Annotated in this window: 4 protein-coding genes; 2 read left to right on the plus strand and 2 right to left on the minus strand. The window is 41.8% G+C overall.

All coding sequences use genetic code 11. The features are described 5' to 3' along the window. Positions 1–41: 41 nt before the first annotated feature. Both E1163_RS07315 and E1163_RS07320 read right to left on the minus strand, forming a co-directional pair. On the minus strand, positions 42–785 hold the full coding sequence (locus tag E1163_RS07315) for a YebC/PmpR family DNA-binding transcriptional regulator (protein WP_155170782.1): 744 nt from the start codon (positions 783–785) through the stop codon (positions 42–44). A gap of 30 nt (positions 786–815) precedes the next feature. Further along, entirely contained in the window at positions 816–1664 is an 849-nt protein-coding gene (locus tag E1163_RS07320) for a DMT family transporter (RefSeq protein ID WP_246223540.1), read from the minus strand. A gap of 107 nt (positions 1665–1771) precedes the next feature. On the opposite strand from E1163_RS07320, the gene E1163_RS07325 reads away from it, so the two are divergent. Further along, positions 1772–2575, plus strand: a complete 804-nt coding sequence (locus tag E1163_RS07325; RefSeq protein WP_155170783.1) for a prolipoprotein diacylglyceryl transferase — start codon at positions 1772–1774, stop codon at positions 2573–2575. Positions 2576–2639: 64 nt separating this feature from the next. Continuing rightward, positions 2640–3777: tetratricopeptide repeat protein (locus E1163_RS07330; RefSeq protein WP_155170784.1), on the plus strand; the 1138-nt coding region annotated here is incomplete at its 3' end.

The following is a 3777-nucleotide window of genomic DNA, read 5'->3' on the forward strand; positions in this document are numbered from 1 at the left end:
TAATTACTCCCTGGAATTTGCCCCCAGATCCAGACCCCACGTTATGCCCACGACTCCATTTGAGACTCCGATGCATCAAGGTTATGATAAACCTTCTGCACATCATCATCATCTTCCAGGGCATCAATTAATTTCATTACCTTTTCGAATTGCTCATCGTCTAACGAAACTGTAGTAGAGGGTATACGCTGTAGTTCTGCCGTTTCAGCCTCCAAACCAAGCTCATCCAGCTTAGACTGCATATTTCCAAAATCTTCCATGGCACAGGTTACTTCAATATAACCCTCGTTGAAAACCGCATCTTCTGCCCCACCATCTATCAATTCCAGGGTAAGGTCATCCTTATCCATGTTTTCCGTCTGCTTAATCAGAAATATACCCTTCCGCTCAAACATATAATCTACCGAGCCATTCACTCCCAGGCTCCCGCCATATTTGGTGAAAAGCGATCTGACACTGGCCACAGTACGGTTTAAATTGTCAGTGGCGCACTCTACAAATACGGCAACCCCAAACGGGGCATATCCCTCATAAGTAAGCTCTTCATAGTTAGCCCCATCATCGCTGGATTTCTTAATGGCCCGCTCAATATTCTCCTTGGGCATATTCTGGCCTTTGGCATTCTGGATTGCCAGACGCAACCTCGGGTTAGCTTCAGGGTCTGATCCCCCCTCCTTCACCGCCACAGAGATTTCTTTTATGAGCTTAGTAAATATCTTGCCTCGTTTGGCATCCAAGGCTCCTTTTTTTCGCTTAATAGTTGACCATTTGCTATGTCCTGACATAAATTCTTCTCCTTATCTCAACAAGTTAAACTAATTTCGGGCTGCCAGATGGTGCTTATACCAGATGTTCAGAATCACTCCGGCCAAAACCACCAGCATACCGATGTAAGTCATAAAGTTAAAATTTTCTTCAAATATCACCCAACCAAAGGCCAGCGCATAGATGATGTTGATGTATTTCAGGCTTGCAACTTTCGACAATTCTTCCGCCTGGTATGCCTTGGTCATAAAGTATTGCGCGACCTGGGTAAGTACACCGATCAACAGAAGCAACAGCCACTCCCACCCCTCAGGTTTGACCCAATCAAAGGCAGAAATAGTACCTGTAACCGGTAAAGTTACCAATGGAAAATAGAATACAATCACCAGCGGATGCTCACCGGTATTAAGCTTACGGATAAAATTATAGGCCAAGCCTGAAAATAAGGCCGCCACTATGCCAATACCCAGGTAAAAAGGCGTGATTCTTGGGTCAAACCCCTGGATTATGATAATCCCGGCAAAAGCCACCAAAAAGAACAGCCATTGAAGAGGCTTCACTTTTTCCCTTACAATGAAAATCCCAAGAATAGAAGTAAAAATCGGGGACAGGAACTGAATGGTAACTGCAGACGCCAGGGGTATAGCCTGGATGGTGGCAAAGTACAGGATAAGGGCCACCGCACCGCTGGCACCTCGCATAAGCAGGATCTTCTTGTTTTTACCCCAGATATTAACGCCACTTGCCTTCAAAAAAATATAGCTTAATATCAGTGATACTACCGATCTGAAAAACACGACCTCAACAGCAGGTATCCCGGGCACCATTTTAACGAACACATTCATCAGGGCAAAGAAAAACCCTGCTATTACCATATATCTGACCCCCTTCGTAAACATGGTTGCAAATAAGAGGCAAAAGAGTGAGAAAGGAAATTATATTTGTAAGTTGTGACAGAAACTGCCTCATAGGCCATGCTCAACATCAACCTTAGCAAACAATAATTATGCACCCGGAACTCTTTAAAATTCCCATACCAAACTTCCTTGAAGGACTTTTCGGCGAATACTTCACCATATATTCGTATGGATTCTTTATTGTCATTGGAGCGATCTCAGGGGTTTCATATGTAGCTTATGAAAGCAAAAAATCTTTCAACCTTTCATTTGATAAGATCAACACCCTGTTTCTGCTTCTGTTAATCGCAGCAATAGTCGGAGGAAAAGCCTTTTTGTTTTTTGAGAAACCAGCCTACTATCTGGATCATCCTTCTGCACTTTTAACAGGTAACGGTTTTGTTTTTTATGGTTCTCTCCTCTTTACGATCCCTACCATGCTCATTTTCTTTAAAAAGAACAAGCTACCGGTATTACCCATGCTGGACATCATGGCTATCACCACATGTATTGTTCATTTTTTCGGAAGGATAGGTTGCTTTATGGCAGGCTGCTGCCACGGCATTGAATGGCATGGCCCCTTATCTGTAATATACTCCGACCCGGCCTGCCAGGCACCTCTGCATACCCCTATGCACCCTACGCAGCTTTACAGCGCATCTATGATCCTGGTTATACTCGTGGTATTGTTAGTGATCAAAAAGCATAAAAGGTTTAACGGACAATTGTTCCTGTCATACCTCATGCTTTACGCCGCAGGGAGGTCAATTATTGAGATTTTCAGAGGAGATATTAGCCGGGGCTATGTTATTGACAATTTTATATCACACTCCCAGTTTATCTCTATTCTGGTATTTTTAGCTGCACTGTTTTTTTATTTTAAGATCAAAAACTATAAAAAAACGACAACTTAAGAATTTCCTTTATGTCGGATTCGTTAACTTTACTATCTGCTGTATAACCAGTTGAAGCAATAGTATGCTCGATTATTACAAGATATTAGGCATTCCACAAGGTGCTGACTACACCGTAGTTAAGTCTGCTTACAAAAAACTGGCGCTTAAATACCATCCGGACAAAAATCCCGGTAACAAGGCTGCAGAAGAATTCTTTAAAGTGATCAATGAGGCTCATCAACTATTGTCAAAGCCTGAACAAAAGGCCCAGTACGACCTTTTATTACAATATTATTATCAGCAATACAGCACCAGCCATAAACCTGCTCCCAAAGAATTCAGAAAAAACAATCGTCCAAAAACCGAGAGAAGTATATATGACCGGTACGGAAAGCAAAGTTGGAGAAATATTCCCAACTACAAAACAGCCCCAAGTTACCGGGTGGATCGAAATTACTTCAAAATACAGTTCATCACCCTCACAGCAGTAGCTATTGTATCTATTTTCATCATTGGAATATCGAAGTACAATCAATATACAAAAGAAGTTGAGGCGGCCGAACTCAAGGCAAAAAATGATAAGATACTTGCCTCCGCAATAAGCCTGTATGACGATGGCCAGTATCGAGAAGCACTAACAACAGTTGAAAAACTGATCCACCAAAACCCAATAGAGCCCCAGTTTTATCGTGAGAAAGAAAAAATGGTAGCAAGCCTTACAAACCTTACTACCCAGTTGTACCGGAAGGCTGACTATAACACTGCCATAAAAAACCTTGAAGTGCTTCGTGAGTATCAATCTCCGATGAGGCTGACAACATGGAAAATGATTGCAGATTGCAACCTCCATCTAAAACAATTTAAAAGAGCAATACATGCACTAGAGTATATTCTGATCAGGGACAAAAACAATATTGAACTCATTATTGAGATTGGAGATATCTATTACAACAACCTAAAAAACAATGATAAGGCTTTGGAATACTATACTGAAGCCAAGTTTTTATTTAAACAGTTTCAGAGCGCGGCTTACGGTGAAGCTTTTGAATTAATAATGCCGGCAGAAAAGACTCCAGAAATTTATTACAATCTGTTTATCAAACGGGCGGAAGCTAACAAGTCGCTGGGTGATTATGAAGAAGCGGTCACCGACTATAATTGGGCCATTTTCCTTCGGCCCGGCAAGAACCAAAGCTATTTTTACAGGGGAAATTGCTATA

This window comes from Fulvivirga kasyanovii (assembly GCF_009711405.1).
Classification (GTDB): Bacteria; Bacteroidota; Bacteroidia; order Cytophagales; family Cyclobacteriaceae; genus Fulvivirga; species Fulvivirga kasyanovii.

Coding starts and splice junctions, on each gene's coding strand:
- E1163_RS07315 (WP_155170782.1), bottom strand. CDS start 785: ATGTCAGGACATAGCAAATGGTCAACTATTAAGCGAAAAAAAGGAGCC.
- E1163_RS07325 (WP_155170783.1), top strand. CDS start 1,772: ATGCACCCGGAACTCTTTAAAATTCCCATACCAAACTTCCTTGAAGGA.
- E1163_RS07320 (WP_246223540.1), bottom strand. CDS start 1,664: ATGTTTACGAAGGGGGTCAGATATATGGTAATAGCAGGGTTTTTCTTT.